This window comes from Patescibacteria group bacterium, assembly GCA_034660655.1.
In the GTDB taxonomy this organism is placed as follows: Bacteria; Patescibacteriota; Patescibacteriia; order JAACEG01; family JAACEG01; genus JAACEG01.
In genome coordinates this window covers 1-14951 of sequence record JAYEJU010000012.1, presented here as the reverse complement: position 1 = coordinate 14951, position 14951 = coordinate 1, and the positions used below count along the sequence as shown (strand labels likewise).

General features: G+C 33.9%; 9 protein-coding genes, 2 tRNA genes, 1 rRNA gene and 1 pseudogene. 7 read left to right on the top strand and 6 right to left on the bottom strand.

The window, feature by feature from the left end:
* Positions 1–59: 59 nt before the first annotated feature.
* The 4 genes from U9O55_00605 to U9O55_00590 form a co-directional block, all read right to left on the bottom strand.
* Positions 60–887, bottom strand: a complete 828-nt coding sequence (locus tag U9O55_00605; GenBank protein MEA2088330.1) for a bifunctional 5,10-methylenetetrahydrofolate dehydrogenase/5,10-methenyltetrahydrofolate cyclohydrolase — start codon at positions 885–887, stop codon at positions 60–62.
* A 125-nt stretch (positions 888–1012) separates the two neighbouring features.
* Positions 1013–2260, bottom strand: a complete 1248-nt coding sequence (gene glyA, locus U9O55_00600; GenBank protein MEA2088329.1) for a serine hydroxymethyltransferase — start codon at positions 2258–2260, stop codon at positions 1013–1015.
* Positions 2261–2327: 67 nt separating this feature from the next.
* Positions 2328–3248: a thioredoxin-disulfide reductase gene (gene trxB / locus U9O55_00595; protein MEA2088328.1), complete on the bottom strand. Its 921-nt coding sequence runs from the start codon at positions 3246–3248 to the stop codon at positions 2328–2330.
* 28 nt (positions 3249–3276) lie between these two features.
* Positions 3277–3351, bottom strand: a tRNA-Gly gene (locus U9O55_00590).
* Between the two features lie 241 nt (positions 3352–3592).
* Between U9O55_00590 and U9O55_00585 the strand changes: the two genes are divergently transcribed.
* Positions 3593–5216 (top strand): 16S ribosomal RNA (locus U9O55_00585).
* A 383-nt stretch (positions 5217–5599) separates the two neighbouring features.
* Positions 5600–5673: transfer RNA gene (locus U9O55_00580), tRNA-Ile, on the top strand.
* 56 nt (positions 5674–5729) lie between these two features.
* Here the strand turns inward: U9O55_00580 and U9O55_00575 are convergent.
* Positions 5730–7253 (bottom strand): YifB family Mg chelatase-like AAA ATPase, encoded by a 1524-nt coding sequence (locus U9O55_00575; protein MEA2088327.1) that lies wholly within the window; start codon positions 7251–7253, stop codon positions 5730–5732.
* Positions 7254–7529: 276 nt separating this feature from the next.
* Positions 7530–8369 (bottom strand): site-specific tyrosine recombinase/integron integrase, encoded by an 840-nt coding sequence (gene xerA, locus U9O55_00570; GenBank protein ID MEA2088326.1) that lies wholly within the window; start codon positions 8367–8369, stop codon positions 7530–7532.
* A 190-nt stretch (positions 8370–8559) separates the two neighbouring features.
* On the opposite strand from xerA, the gene U9O55_00565 reads away from it, so the two are divergent.
* The 5 genes and pseudogenes from U9O55_00565 to U9O55_00545 all read left to right on the top strand — a co-directional run bounded on the left by U9O55_00565 (position 8560) and on the right by U9O55_00545 (position 14893).
* Positions 8560–11136, top strand: a complete 2577-nt coding sequence (locus U9O55_00565; GenBank protein MEA2088325.1) for an Ig-like domain-containing protein — start codon at positions 8560–8562, stop codon at positions 11134–11136.
* 322 nt (positions 11137–11458) lie between these two features.
* Entirely contained in the window at positions 11459–12511 is a 1053-nt protein-coding gene (locus tag U9O55_00560) for a DNA cytosine methyltransferase (protein ID MEA2088324.1), read from the top strand.
* Positions 12512–12518: 7 nt separating this feature from the next.
* A pseudogene (locus U9O55_00555) lies at positions 12519–13319 on the top strand (hypothetical protein).
* A complete protein-coding gene (locus U9O55_00550; protein ID MEA2088323.1) occupies positions 13320–13901 on the top strand; it encodes a DUF3883 domain-containing protein in 582 nt (193 codons plus the stop codon). It abuts the pseudogene before it with no gap.
* Positions 13898–14893, top strand: coding sequence for a DNA cytosine methyltransferase (locus U9O55_00545; protein MEA2088322.1), 996 nt, complete (start codon positions 13898–13900; stop codon positions 14891–14893). The genes U9O55_00550 and U9O55_00545 overlap by 4 nt, the downstream gene beginning before the upstream one ends.
* The last annotated feature ends 58 nt before the right edge of the window (positions 14894–14951 follow it).

The window sequence follows — 14951 nt, the reverse complement described above, 5'->3', positions numbered from 1 at the left end:
GGAAAACTATTTGAACTTTGAATTATAATATTATTATAAATTTATAAATTGTCAATGCATTATCGCGACAATTTTAAAACATTTTTCATCAACATCGCGACAGTCATCGGCCCAACTCCTTTGGGAACAGGCGTAATAAAAGACGCTTTATTTTTTAAATTTTTAAAATCAGCGTCGCCAACGACTTTATTGTTTTCTTTGTTAATGCCAATGTCAATTACTATTGCATTTTTTTTAATCATTTCTTTTTTCAAAATTCTTGCTTTTCCAATGCCTACAATAACAATATCAGCCAATTCAATTTTTTCAATTGTTTTTTTATTAATTTCTTTTACCCATTCAATTTTTTCGCAAGCTATTTTTTCTTTTTGCAAAACTATTTTAAGAGGTTTAACAAAAATTTTATTTTTAGAAATAATTACTGCTGATTTATCTGATAAATTTTGTTTAGTTGATTTTAAAATATTAATAACAGCTAAAATCAAAGGAGAAATTATTTTTGATTTTTTTGTTAATAAACTTTTTATATTTTGTTTATGAAACCCGTCAACGTCTTTCTTGGAATTTATACATTGAACAATTTTATTAGTATTAAATTTTTCTGGCAAAGGAAGCTGGACAATAATCCCACTAACATTTTTATCTTGATTCAATTCTGTAATGATTTTTAAAATTTCGTTTTCTTTCGCTTTTTCTGAAAAATAAAATTTATAAAAATTTATTTTAATTTGTTTGGCTGTTTTTTCTTTTAATTCAACATAAAGCTTAGAAGCTAGATTATTGCCAATTAAAATAACAGCCAGTCCCGGCGTTATTTTAAATTTTTGAATTTCCTTTTTAGTTTCTTTGTTTATTTCTTTTGCTAATTTGTCCCCTCGCAAAATCATAAATTTTAATTTGATATATTCCTCCTTTAACAAAGGAAGTCGGAGGATTTTTAAATTTTTTGATTATAAAATCCCCCTAAATCCCCCTTTTTCAAAGGGGGAACTATTTAAACTTTGAACTTTGATTATACGCTTGGTATTGGAAAATTTAAACAAATTTTTTTAATTTCCTCTTTTATTTCTTTTAATTTTTCTTCTTTGTTCTTATTCTGTATTGCCTGATCTATAAAATTCGCTATCTGTTTTATCTCTTTTTCTTTCATTCCACGGCTAGTAATTGCTGGAGTTCCAAGTCTAATTCCTGAAGGACTCATTGGAGGATTTGGATCATTAGGAATAGTAGAACGAGAAATGGAAATTCCAACCTTATCCAAAATATTTTCAGCTTCTTTCCCTGCTAATCCTTTATTTGTTAAATCAATTACCATCAAATGATTATCAGTCCCTCCGGAAATTATTTTATAATTTAAATTTTGTAATTTCTGAGCTAAAAATTTCGCATTAGCAATAACTTGTTTTGCATAATCTTTGAATTCTGGTTTTAAAACTTCTCCAAAAGCTACCGCTTTTGCAGCGATAATATGATCATGCGGACCGCCCTGCATTCCTGGAAATACAGCTCTATCAATCTGTTTAGCAAATTTTTCTTTGCACATTATTATTGCCCCTCTTGGTCCACGCAAAGTTTTATGCGTCGTTGTTGTAATGACATCAAAAAAAGGAGTTGGATTATCCATTTGTTTTGCAGCAATCAAACCGGCTGTATGCGCTATATCAGCAAAAGTGTACGCCCCGACTTCATCAGCTATTTCTTTAAATTTTTTCCATTCTATTTCTCGAGAGTAAGCGCTATATCCAGCAACGATCATTTTTGGTTTTTCTTTTTTAGCTATTTTTTTTACTTCTTCCATATCAATTTTGCCAGTTTTTGTGTCAACTTCATATTGCGCAAAATTATAAAGCATTCCTGAAAAATTAACTGGGTGTCCGTGCGAAAGATGTCCTCCATGGTCTAATTTCAAGCCAAGCACTTTATCGCCAGATTTTAAAAAAGCCATATAAACAGACGCGTTAGCAGGCGAGCCAGACAACGGCTGGACATTCACATGTTCCGCGTTAAAAAGTTTTTTTGCCCGTTCTATTGCTATATTTTCTATATCGTCAATATTCTGATTCCCACCGTAATATCTTTTCCCAGGATAACCTTCGCTGTATTTGTTTGTTAAGACCGTTCCCATTGCTTCTAAAATTTCTTTTGAAACATAATTTTCAGAAGCAATCAGTTCCATCTCTTCTGATTGCCTTCTTGCTTCACTGTTTATCGCGTCCATTATTTGTGGATCCTGCTCTGATAAATTTTTATAATTTAACATAATTTTATATAAAAAAAATTGAAAATTAATTCGTCAGCTGATGAATTAAAAATTTTATAGTTATTATTTATTTTTTTTCTTGCAAAAATTTATAAACCGCGCTGGAAGCTATTGCTCCCTCAGAAGAAGCCGTAATAACCTGCCGAAACCCATTAGACGCGTCAGTAATATCGCCTGTAGCGAAAATTCCTTTAATATTTGTTGATTGATTTTTTTCAACTTTTATACGTCCGTCATCGTCAATATTTATACCAAGCTGTTTTGCAAGCGCGAAATTTGGAACAGATCCAACTTCTATAAACACTCCATCAACCGCGAGTGTTTTTTTGTTTTGGAAAGCTTTATCTAAAATAATTTCCTTAACAATATTATTTCCTTTGATTTCCATTAAATTCGTATTTAATATTAATTCTATTTTTGGACTATTTTTAATTTTTTCTTGTTGCGACGGACTTGCTCTTAATTTTTCTTTTCTGTATATCAGATAAACTTTCTTGGCAATATCAGCTAAATAAACAGCGCCTGTCACGGCACTGTCTCCTCCTCCAATAACAGCTACTGTTTTGTCTCTAAAAAACATGCCATCGCAAACAAAACAAAAAGAAACTCCTTTGCCTATAAATTCCTTTTCGCCTGGAATTTCTAATTTTCTATACCCCATTCCCATTGCTAAAATAATTGTCTTGGCAAAATATTTTTCATTATTTTCAGTAATCACAACAAAATCATTTTTTTCTTTTATAATCCTTTTTATTTCTTTTAAAATTATTTCAGCGCCCAATTTTTCACTTTGCTCTTTAAACTTAGACATTAATTCTGTCCCTGAAATGCTAATAAATCCTGGATAATTTTCAACCAAATGCGCCTCGTTAATTTGCCCGCCCTGTTCTTTGCTTATGATCAAATTTTTTAATTTATATCGTGAAGCGTAAATAGACGCCGTGTAGCCAGCAGGTCCTGCCCCAATAATAATAACATCGTAAAGCATATAATAAATTTTGAGTACTTTATTTTGATGGAGCGGGTAACGGGAATTGAACCCGTGTCCTCAGCTTGGAAGGCTGATATAATAGCCACTATACGATACCCGCAATTAAATTCTATTTTATATTTTTTTTATTAAAAGTCAATAATAAAATTTTTAAATTTTTTTCGCAAACACTATTGACATTTTTTTAGTTATCATTTATATTAAAAATAATAAAAATAAAAATCTATTTTTATCAATTTTTTATTTGAGAACTTTAACAATTGAACAGCAACAAGTAATAATTTCTTTTTATTTTTAGTTTGGATTTTAAACTTTTTTCCAGTTAATCTTTAACTGGATATTTTATTGAGAGTTTGATCCTGGCTCAGGGTGAACGCTGGCGGCGTGTCTAAGGCATGCAAGTCTAATGCCGAATTTATTCGGCATGGCAAACGGGTGAGTAACACATTAATAATCTACCCCAAAGACGAGAATAACCTGCCGAAAGGCTGGATAATACTCGATATGTTTAAGCAATATAAATTGTTTAAATAAAGTTTTAACGCTTTGGGATGAGTTTATGGCTTATCAGCTAGTTGGTAGGGTAATTGCCTACCAAGGCTATGACGAGTAGCGGGCGTGAGAGCGCGACCCGCCTCATTGGGACTGAGACACTGCCCAAACTCCTACGGGAGGCTGCAGTCAAGAATATTCCTCAATGCGCGAAAGCGTGAAGGAGCGACGCCGCGTGTCTGAAGAAGCTCTTCGGAGTGTAAAGGACTTTTTTTAAGGAAGAAACACGACGGTACTTAAAGAATAAGGGGCTGCTAATCACGTGCCAGCAGCAGCGGTAATACGTGAGCCCCAAGCGTTACCCGGAATTATTGGGCGTAAAGAGTATGTAGGCGGTTTAGTAAGTTATTTGTCAAATTCTGATGCTTAACATCAGGGCTGCGAATAATACTGCTAGACTTGAGACTGGGAGAGGCAAGCGGAACTGCTGGTGTAGGGGTTGTATCCATTAATATCAGCAGGAACACCAAATGCGAAGGCAGCTTGCTATAACATGTCTGACGCTGAGATACGAAAGCGTGGGGAGCGAATGGGATTAGATACCCCAGTAGTCCACGCCGTAAACGATGGATACTAAACATTGGCAGTTTCGACCCTGTCAGTGTTGTTTACCTAAATTAACATCTTAAGTATCCCGCCTGGGAAGTACGAGCGCAAGCTTAAAACTCAAAGGAATTGACGGGGACTCGCACAAGCGGTGGAGCATGTGGTTTAATTCGACGACAAGCGAGGAACCTTACCAAGGATTGACATCCCGAGAATCCTGCAGAAATGCGGGAGTGCCGCAAGGAACTCGGTGACAGGTGCTGCATGGTTGTCGTCAGCTCGTGCCGTGAGGTGTACGGTTAAGTCCGAAAACGAGCGCAACCCTTACTCTAAGTTACTATGTCTTAGAGAACTGCCCAGCCCTAAGCGCACTTCGTGCTTTAATTTTTAATTACTAATTTTGTAATTTTTAAATAATTTTTTAAACATTAAAAATTAAAATTTATTTAAACATTAAAAATTATAAAATTAAAAATTAAACATGAGTGAAACGAAATGCGTTTTGGGCTGGGAGGAAGGTGAGGATGACGTCAAATCAGCATGGCCCTTACTCCTTGGGCTACACACGTGCTACAATGGCCAGTACAAAGGGTTGCCAAGCCGAAAGGTGGAGCTAATCCCATCAAAACTGGTCTCAGTTCGGATTGAGGGCTGCAACTCGCCCTCATGAAGTTGGAATCGCTAGTAACCGTGAATCAGCCTCGTCACGGTGAATACGTTCTCGAGTCTTGTACACACCGCCCGTCATGTCAAGGAAGCCGGCAGTGCCCGAATTCCGCAGTATTGCGGAAGAAGGTAAGGCTGGTAACAGGGACAAAGTCGTAACAAGGCATCCGTAGCGGAAGCTGTGGATGGATCACCTCCTTTCTAGGGAGAAAATATTAGTAAAAAATTATTTTATATAATTTTTTTACTAATCATTATAGGTCGCCCCAAATTATATTTGGGGAAATCAGATTATTACTTGTCTATGAGATTAGATAAATCAAAACATTAAAAAATGTTATCTACTTGTTGCTGTTTAGTTGTTAAAAAATAACCCCGCGATAGCGGGGTTTATTAGTAAGAATTCAAAATGCAAAAATCAAAACTCAAAATGCTTGTCCGCCTCTAGCAGAACAAATCAAAATGTAAAATTATTTTAGACAATAACAATTGCTTTTTTAAAAAATTTTGATAAAATTAATTCAAATAAAAATTATATTTAAAATGTTTAAATATTAGTGTGTTTAGATGTTAAAGTGATTTTGGGGCATATAGCTCAGCTGGTTAGAGCGCGTCTCTGATAAGGACGAGGTCCGTGGTTCGAGTCCACGTATGCCCACAAAAATAAAGCAGGAAGTTCATTAAAAACTTCCTGCTTTTTATTTTTTAATAAATTTATTCCGTTTTTGGCCTGTATTGCAACGCCTCTGCCATATGCTGAATTTTGATTATTTCTTCTTCCGCTAAATCAGCTATTGTGCGAGCGAGTTTTAACATCCGAAAATAAGAACGCGCTGACAAATGAAATTGCTGAACAGCATTTTTCAAAAGATTTAACGCTTGGTCTTCAGATTTACAAAGCTCTTTTACTTGTCGCGAACTCATTTCCGCGTTAGTAAAAATATTCATTTCTTCAAATCTTTTATTCTGCATATTCCGCGCTTTTTGCACCCTTTCTCTTATTAATTCTGATTTTTCGCCTTTTGCGTCTGAGGTTAATTTTTCCAATTTAACTTTTTCCACATTAATATGCATATCAATTCTGTCTAAAAGCGGACCTGAAATCCTGCGCTGATATTTCATAATCTGACCGGGGGAGCAAACGCATTCTTTGTCAGGATCGCTTGCGTAACCGCAAGGACATGGATTTTGCGCCGCGATTAAAATAAATTTAGCAGGAAATTCTAAACTATTGGACGCACGCGAAACAGTCACGACTCCGTCTTCTAATGGCTGGCGCAAACTTTCTAACACTTGACGATTAAATTCAGGAAACTCATCCAAAAATAAAATTCCTCTGTGAGCCAAACTTATCTCGCCTGGTTTTGGCCACGAACCTCCGCCGATTAAAGCAACAGAAGAAGCAGTATGGTGCGGATTTCTAAACGGGCGAATATTTATTAATGGTTTGCGTTTTGCTAATTTGCCTGACACGCTGTAAATCTTTGTAGCTTCCAATACTTCTTCCAACGTCATTTTAGGAAGTATTGACGGCATTGTCCGCGCTAATAAAGTTTTTCCAGATCCTGGAGGCCCGTCCATTATAACATTATGCGCTCCAGCCGCCGCGATTTCCATTGCTCTTTTTGCGTATTCCTGACCGCGAACATCCGCCATATCATAAGCATATTGCTTTTCCTGATTTAAAAAATTTCCATGACATTGATAAGACAATATTTTTTCAATTCCACTTAAATGTTTGACTAATTGATTTAAATTTTCAACAGGGATTATTTCAACGCCTTTTATTAAAGTCGCTTCTTTAACATTAGCTTTTGGCAAATACAGAGTATTAATTTTTCTATCTCTGCACATTATGGCAATCGGCAATATTCCATTAACACCACGTAATGATCCGTCTAATGAAAGCTCACCAATAAAAACAGATTTTTTCAAATCATACTTTGGTAAAAATCTTTTATTGTTTGCCAGCAAAATACTGATTGCTATTGGCAAATCATAAGCAGGCCCTTCTTTTTTTATGTCAGCAGGCGCCAAATTTATTGTCACTCTTGTTTGCGGAAAAGGAATAAAACTATTTTTAATAGCGGCTCTAACCCTCTCTTTTGATTCCTGCACGGCAGTGTCTGGAAGACCAACAATAATAAAATTACCAAGTCCGCCCGAAATATCAGCTTCTACTTCTATTAATTCACTGTCTAAACCAACAGCTGCTGCTGAAAATATTTTTGATGACATAAAATTATATGTAAGATATACTAGCATTATTTACACTTTTTGTCATTCCAGAAAATAGATTTTCTAAGCGAGCCTGCGAGCTTTTATAAAATCATTTATCCGGAATCTATAGCTTTAATTGATTTGTGGTTATATATAGCGTAGATTCCGGATAAGTTAATTTCTTACGACTCGCAAGCTCGTCGAGAAATTATACTTTTCGGAATGACAACCAAGAAGAATTTTTCAAAAAGTGCAAACAATGCTCTTGATTCTTACAAATTATATTATAAATTCTTAATCCAACGGGCTTTTGATGTTTTTGATTTTATTGCCGGCGACTTTAGTATAGACTTGTGTAGTCTCTATTCTGGCATGTCCCAACAATTCTTGAATATATCTAATGTCGGTTCCGCTTTCTAATAGATGGGTCGCAAAACTATGCCTTAAACTATGACAACTGGCTTGCTTTTTTATTTTAGACTTTTTAAACGCTTGTGTAAATACTTTTTGGACAGATCTTTCGGTTAATTTGCTTCCTTGCGTGCTTTCAAAAACATAATCATTTAATTTCTTGTTTTTTACATATTTTTCTAAAACATTAACCACTTTTTTTGACATTATAGTTATTCTGTCTTTCGCACCTTTGGCTTGCCTAACTTTTAACATATTATTTTCAAAATCTAAATCCCTAACTTTAACATTAACTATTTCAGAAACTCTTAATCCCGAAGAATACATCAATCCTAATAATAATTTATGTTTTACATTTTGAATAGTTGATAATATTTTTTTAACTTCGCTTTTAGTAAAAATCTCAGGCAATCTTTTTGATTTTTTCGCTCGCGGAATATTAACAAAAAAGCGACGATATAAAATTTTTTCAAAATAAAATTTCAAAGCGCTATAAGCTGTATTTAAAGTTGAAGCTGATTGTTTATTATCCGCCAATTTTTCCAAATAATTTCTAATATCTTTTGTATTAACTATCTTTGGATTTTTATTTGCAAATTTTAAAACTTCTGTGATATAATATAAATAGCTTTTAACAGTTTTTTGGCTAAAGCCTCGCAGTTTCATTTCTTGTTTTAATTTTAAAATTGGATTTTGGCTTGGATAATAATCACTTTGTTTCATAAACTATTTATGATTTAAAGTTTATATAATTATTTTAGCTTGTTTAAAATAATGAATCAACTAATTCGCATATAACTTGTTAACTGAAATATTCCTTTTCTTTTCTGGGCTATCGCCCAATTGTTTTAAAAAATATTTTATTTGTTTCCACAAAAATGATATAATGACACATATTATAATCAAAAAATTTATGATAAAAACTTTTATAAAAAATAATACAATAAACAGAGTAATATTAATTTCTGTATTATCATTTATGTGTTTTTTTATACTTAAAAGTAATGTACATGCGGCAACGATTACGATGCCCTCTACATTGGAAGCAGATACAACATCCTACGTACTGCTTTCTTCTTCGGGAACAACTTCCTCAGTGAGTGGTTTTTCTACAGATCTTATTATCACGCTTTCGGTAACAAGTGGAACTATAAAAATAACAACTTCAACTGGATTAACAGCTCCAACAGGATATGGTTCTGGAGATTGGACTGGTAGTAGTACAATTGCTTTTGAAGGTTCACAAACTAATGTTAATAATGCACTTGCAACTCTTTCTTATCAAGGAAGCGGAAGTTCGTCTACCACGCTAGAAGCATCTGCAACTCCGACCGGGGCTGCTTATAATCCAGATAATGGGCATTACTATAAACTATCAGCTAGTGGTTTAAATTGGGATGCGGCAAAAATTGTCGCATCTTCTAGCTCATTCAATGGGTTAACTGGTTATTTAGCAACAATTACCAGCTCTAGTGAAAATGATTTTGTTAAATCAAAGGTGCCTCAAGGGTCTGACGCATGGTATGGTGCTTCAGACGCAGTAGCAGAAGGAGCTTCAGAGGGTGAATGGGAATGGGCGACGGGGCCTGAAGCAGGAACAAAGTTTTGGACTGGAGGACTAGGAGGAAGTGTTGTTCCGGGATTTTATGAAGATTGGAACGTAGGAGAGCCAAATAATGTAAATCAGGGAGATGCGGGATTTGAAAATTATTTAGCAATTAGTAATTCAGGTGGATGGAATGATTATGTTCCTGTTCATGCTCTTGATTATGTTATTGAATATGGTGGCTTAGGAGGTGAGACTGCAACAGTTGAAGATAGTACAAATATTATCATTACAAATACACAAGATAGTGATCCTTTGCTACTTAGTTCTACTCCGGCGGATGATGCTACCGGCGTAGCAACTGATTCAAGCCTTGTGATTACTTTTACTGAAACGGTAGATGCAGAGAGCGGAAATATAACATTATACAAATCAGATGATACTTTGGTCCAGCAATTTGATGTTACCTCAGATATAAGTGGGTCGGGAACAGACACAATAACCATCAATCCAACCGCTGATTTAGATGATCAAACAAGTTATTATTTACAGATAGATGCTACAGCCTTTGACGACACGGCAGGGAATAGCTATGCTGGTATTTCAAATAGCACCACATATAGCTTTACTACAGCGGATGAAACCAACCCCACTGTCTCCACCCTCTCACCTGCAGACGGTGCCACTGGTGTGGCCATTAATTCTAACATAGTCGCTACCTTTGATGAAGCTGTTGATGCTGAATCGGGCTATATTACTTTATACAAATCAGACGGCACGCAAATTGAACAGTTTGACGTAACATCTAATATTTCCGGTTCTGGAACCGCTGAAATCACTATTGATCCCACTTCTGACCTAAATAATGAAACACAATATTATATCCAAATAGATGCCACAGCCTTTGATGATGCGACAGGAAATAGCTATGCTGGTATTTCTGATACAACTTCTTGGGCATTCATAACCCCAACCTGCCCAACAATAGATAATACCGCCACCTACAACGCATACCCAACCTGCGGGGTGGCTACTTGCAATGATGGATATACTCTTTCAGACGGTACATGTAATGCTTCTGGTGGTGGGGCACGTATCATTCTTCCGTCGATTGGTATTGGTCAGACTGATACTTTTATTCCCATGTATAAATTAAAACCTATACATAAATTTAACCAAACACCAATCAATGTTTTGATGTTTATAGATTCAACCGCAGAATTTAGTGCCGTAGTCAGTAAAACACAAGAGGCTCAAGTATGTAATCTAAAAATAGCTAATTTAGACATGATAAGCCAAAAAATTAAAGTGGAAATTACACCAAATCATCAAATATTAGAACTGGACATTGAAGAAGCCCAACACATTGACTTAGACAACGATAATATTAATGATATTAAGTTAACCTACAATGAACTATTAGTTAACCGGATTGACCTAACTTTTGAGCAACTATCATTCCAGTCTTTTGGTAACAACAAACTAATCAAGTATGCAGACTCACCAAAGATCTACTTGCTAACGGACGGGGTAAAGCACTGGATCTACGATGAAAAAACGTTCAATTACTTTAATTATAATTGGGATGAGATTATAACTATTAATAGCAACCTCACCTACCCAGAGAGGAAAATAATAAAAATTAAGGATCAAAAAACAGAAGAGTATAAAAAAGCTGAGACTGAATTTACCCGCGACTTATTTCTTGGTTCAACCGGAGGTGATGTAAAACAATTGCAGATCTACCTTAATAACAATGGTTCTATCCTGACTGAATCAGGACCTGGCTCTCCTGGAGAAGAAACAATGTTTTTCGGCAGACTAACAAAAGAAGCTCTGATTAAATTCCAAAAAAACAACAGTATAGCCCCGAGCATTGGTTATTTTGGGCCAATTACTCGAGGAATTTTAATAAATAAACAAAGAAATTTGAAAATTTTTTAAAACAACCCCGATAAGAATCGGGGAAAGAAAAGGAATACATCAGCTAACACAGCATATCAGGTTCGGTCTCTTAACAGAGACCTCTCCCATATTTTGCTCCGCTACGCTTCGCAAAACATCTGATATGCAAAATGTTAGGCGACATATTTTTGAAAAATTTGTTTATTGAAATGTTTTTGATGGGCTTTAAGAAATAAGGAATTTGATTTTTTTAATTTTTTAAGAGGGGGGGGTAAAAGGTGTTTTCTCCGCTATCGCTCCGAAAACGATTTATTTATAAAGAGAAAATAGATACAATACAAATGATTAACTTATTTACTTTATGCAAGGAAATACGAAAACAAAAATGGCAAAAAAGAATTTAAAAGTTTTAGATCTATTTTGTGGTTGCGGTGGTTTATCTCTTGGCTTTGAACAGGCTGGTTTTGAAATTTCACTAGGCATAGATAATTGGGAAGAATCATTGAAAACATTTAAAAATAATCATAAAAATTCAGAGGTTTTATGTGCAGATTTATCAAAAGTTAAACCTCAAGAAATCAATGGAAAATTTGATGTGATTATTGGTGGTCCTCCATGTCAGGGATTTTCAATTTCAGGAAAAAGAAATCCAAACGATCCGAGAAATAAACTCTATCAATCTTTTGTTTCCTTTGTTGAATATTTCAAGCCAAAGGCTTTTATTATGGAAAATGTTCCAAATTTGGTAGCCATGAATAATGGAAAAGTTAAAGATCAAATCATAAAAGAATTTGAAGCATTAGGTTACAAAGTAGTTTATAAAATTTTGCTTACTTCTGATTTTGGAGTGCCTCAAAACAGAAAAAGAGTTGTGTTTGTCGGATTGCAAAATGGTAAAAGTTTTACTTTCCCAGAAGGAAAATATAAAGATAATAAAATAACTGCTTTTGAAGCCATTAGTGATTTACCAGAAAACGAAATTAAAGACGGTACTTTGTACCCTCATTTTCCGAAATCAGAATATCAAAAAATGATAAGAGAAAATTCAATAAAAATTTTCAATCATGAGACAACAAAACATACTGAAAAAACAGTGGAAATAATTTCACTTGTTCCAGACGGAGGAAACTATAAAGATTTACCAAAAAATTTACAGAACACAAGAAAAGTAAATATTGCTTGGACAAGATTAAATAGTAAAAAACCAAGTTTTACGATTGATACAGGACATAATCATCATTTTCATTATAAATTTAATAGAGTGCCAACTGTAAGAGAGTCTGCCAGAATACAATCTTTTCCCGATACTTTTATTTTTTGTGGGAAGAAAAATGATCAACTAAAACAAGTAGGAAATGCAGTCCCTCCCATACTTGGAAAAGTTATTGGAAAAAACCTTTTAAAACTTCTATAATACCAATATGTTTAATCCAGAAATACAATTTAGATGCACAATAATAAGAGGTAAGGCAAAAACAGACCTAGATAATTTGTTGCCAAAATACGCAAAAATTATTCAAGAGATTTGCCCATGCTCTAAAGACGAGTTTCCTCGAATATTTAATGAATACCTTGAAAGAATAATAGGCGGAACAAAGAAAACTCTAGATAACCACAGAACTGAAATAGCAGGTAAACTTTTTGGTATGTATTATTACGATAGTGATAATACTGTATATCCCTCTGAACGCACATTAAGGTTTTTAGAAAATGAAGATCAACCAGCATTTTTTAAAGATATTTGTGTAAAATTTCAATTTCCAAATGGAATGGATAGTATTCACACTATTGAAGAAAAAATATCTCAAAATATTTCTATTAGACAATTCCCATTTATTTTAGAACTCTTAAATATTGCGAAAGAAAATAACACTAAAATAACAAAAGATTAAATTGCTTATTTTGTCTTGAACAGTCTTGAGGTCTTGCAATCTATTGTGCCACCTATTCAAGTATATGAAAAAATTATTGAGTATAGAAACTTAGGTAAAATCGTTAAAGTACAAGATGATGGAAAAGCCTCATCTTATTCAATGCAACATATAAATGAACAGTTAAACCTACTTGAACTTGCAAATTTAATTAGAACAGATCATAAAGTAATTTATTTAAATCCCTACGAAAAAGTTGCAATTGATTATATAAGATCGTTTCATGACAAAAAGCCAAATTTTGATGTATATCAATATTCATTTTCTTCCATAGAGGACAGAAAGAGATTATTGCATGATTGGCAAGTTTGTTTTTCAAGCGTTGACAAGGGTGGCATAGAGCTATTTAGCACATCGATCAATGCAATTCAGTTTAATATTGAAGAAAAAGCTCCAAAAATTTCCGACTTTGATAAAATAGCACTTGGAGATGATGGAGAAAGTTTTGTATTTACTTACGAAAAAGAAAAAGTCGAAAAGTATGATAAAAGACTTACTAATAAAGTATTATTACTCGGCAAAACAAAAGGTCTTGGATATGACATACAATCAATTTTTGCAGACGGTTCTGAAAAATCAGAATTTGTGCATTATATTGAAGTTAAGTCCACAAAAAGAGTTACAGTTCCAAATGAGGGAATTGACGGTTGGATAGACGCCATCACGCTAACAAGAAATGAATGGATTGCAGCAGAACAACACTCCAATTCTTTTTCAATTTACAGGGTCTATTTTACCCCAGAAAAAATTATTGTTTATGTAATTAAGAACCCATATCTGAAAAATCAGGAACGATTAGTAAAGTGTACTCCAATAAATTACAGACTGGATTTCTCACTTAAATCTATTGATTTAACTTTTGAAAAAGTATGAAAAAGAAAGAATATACAATAGGTTCACTTTTTTGTGGTTGTGGTGGTAGCGACCTAGGTGTTTTAGGTGGTTTTAAATTTGTTGATAAAAAATATGACAAACTACCAACTGAAATTAAATATGCGATAGACATAGATCAGAAAGCAATAAATACCTATAACAATAATTTTAAGCACAAAGCTATAATTGGGTCTGTAACTGATTGTAAAGAAAAAGACATTCCAAATATTGATATTTTAATAGGTGGTTTCCCTTGCCAATCTTTTAGTACAGTCAACCCAACAAAAAATCCTTTTGATGATAGAGGGCAATTATATAAAGATATGGCTAGAATTTTGAAACAAAAAAAGCCTATTGCCTTTATTGCCGAAAATGTAAAAGGTCTAATGGTATTAAAAAAAGGTAAAATTTTTAAAAGTGTATTAAAAGAGTTTGAAGATCAAGGCTACAACTTGAGTTACAAATTATTAAACGCTGCAAATTTTGGGGTTCCACAAAAAAGACAGCGCGTTTTTATTGTTGGCATAAGAAAAGATTTCAATCAAAAATTTGTCTTTCCCGATAACATATTTCATGAAAATCCAAAAGAAAAACAAAGTGGTTGGGTTCCATTAAAAAAAGTTATTGATTCATTAATTCCAGAAGATGATAAATATTATTTCTCGAAAAAAGCTGTTGAGGGAATGAAAAATGCTAAGAACAATATGAAGAGAGGCTTATGGCAAGATTTAGAAAAACCATGCTTAACTGTTACTTCTCATCTAGCAAAAGTAAGCTTAAATTCAAGAGATCCTGTTTTACTTGTTAATCCCAAAAAAGAATTATATAGAAGATTTACACCGCTTGAAGCTGCCAGAATACAATCTTTTCCTGATAAATTTAAGTTTGTCGGAAGTGAAGCAGACGCTTATCGTCAAATAGGAAATGCAATACCACCAGTTTTAATATGGCATGTTGCAAAAGCATTGATTGAACAAATTGAAAAAAAATAAGGAGTTTTGAAAAATGGAATTCACCCCCAGCCCCTCTTCCATTTTTCAAAACAAAAAA

Coding starts and splice junctions, on each gene's coding strand:
- U9O55_00605 (MEA2088330.1), bottom strand. CDS start 887: ATGATTTTGCGAGGGGACAAATTAGCAAAAGAAATAAACAAAGAAACT.
- glyA (MEA2088329.1), bottom strand. CDS start 2,260: ATGTTAAATTATAAAAATTTATCAGAGCAGGATCCACAAATAATGGAC.
- trxB (MEA2088328.1), bottom strand. CDS start 3,248: ATGCTTTACGATGTTATTATTATTGGGGCAGGACCTGCTGGCTACACG.
- U9O55_00575 (MEA2088327.1), bottom strand. CDS start 7,253: ATGTCATCAAAAATATTTTCAGCAGCAGCTGTTGGTTTAGACAGTGAA.
- xerA (MEA2088326.1), bottom strand. CDS start 8,369: ATGAAACAAAGTGATTATTATCCAAGCCAAAATCCAATTTTAAAATTA.
- U9O55_00565 (MEA2088325.1), top strand. CDS start 8,560: ATGATAAAAACTTTTATAAAAAATAATACAATAAACAGAGTAATATTA.
- U9O55_00560 (MEA2088324.1), top strand. CDS start 11,459: ATGCAAGGAAATACGAAAACAAAAATGGCAAAAAAGAATTTAAAAGTT.
- U9O55_00545 (MEA2088322.1), top strand. CDS start 13,898: ATGAAAAAGAAAGAATATACAATAGGTTCACTTTTTTGTGGTTGTGGT.